Origin of the sequence: Bathymodiolus azoricus thioautotrophic gill symbiont (assembly GCF_001298715.1) — a bacterium.
In the GTDB taxonomy this organism is placed as follows: domain Bacteria; phylum Pseudomonadota; class Gammaproteobacteria; order PS1; family Pseudothioglobaceae; genus Thiodubiliella.
Map to the genome: position 1 here is coordinate 1 of NZ_CDSC02000110.1, position 957 is coordinate 957.

1 protein-coding gene is annotated in these 957 nt (G+C 38.6%); it reads right to left on the reverse strand.

Going from position 1 to position 957, the window contains the following annotated elements; all coding sequences use genetic code 11:
- On the reverse strand, positions 1–909 hold a 909-nt coding region (locus BAZSYMA_RS02150; protein ID WP_143243065.1), incomplete at its 3' end, for an NACHT domain-containing protein.
- Positions 910–957: the final 48 nt, after the last annotated feature.

Genomic DNA, 957 nt, shown 5'->3' on the forward strand with positions numbered 1-957 from the left:
CCATAAGTAATAAGCCAAATCTTGCAACAGTCTCTTTTTATGGCGTCGGTGTAATACATGTTTTTCATCATCTCTACTGAGTGTATCCTCAATCAGTGCCTGATATAGGCTGGTTGAATTAATATGTTTTAATTTTTGTAATGCGGGCAAACTGTGGGCAATTTTATTAAGTAGAAAAGGGTGGCTTGCTAAGCCTGATAAATAATGATTGTCGTTAATAAACTGAAAAACAAGAGCACTGTCTTTTGCACCCAATTGCTTTGTTAACATCGATTGAATTTGCGTTGAATTAAAAGGGAGGATTTCCATAGCACGATAATCCTGTTGTGCGGAATTGTCCCTGCCTAGACCACGAAAAAAACCATTTTGCGATTTCAAATCCTCAAAATGATGACTGCGACAAGAGAGTATTATTTTAACTTTTGACTCATTGCGATGATGGGTATTGGGAAACACCCGCATCAATTCTGCTAAAAACTGCTGACGCATATCCTTAGTATAATGCACCAGCTTCTCGTCTAAACCGTCAAAAATAAAAATCAAACTGCCATCTTGTGCTTTTTGAATAAACGTTTGTGCATCGGCTGTTATATTTTGCCGTCTTAAGACGCTCTGTATTATCTCTTCTAAATACGGTTGACGCACAATATTATTGTCTGTGACAAGGGTGGGTGTATCGCGCAAATCAATATAAAATGGCTCAATGGTGCCTTTTTGTTCCGTGAGTTTGGCGGATAGAATACGGCAACTAAAGGTTTTTCCCATGCCATAATCCCCTAGTAGAGCATAGATGGATTGTGGGGTGTTTTCAATCCAGTCTAGCATATCGGTTATTAAATCTACTTCGATGTTTGTGGCGGGTTCAATCTTTGTGACTGGCAATACTTCAGTTTTGGTGGATATCGACATGGGTCTTGCTAAACAATTTTGATGATTTTCTCTGAGGTATCTATCATC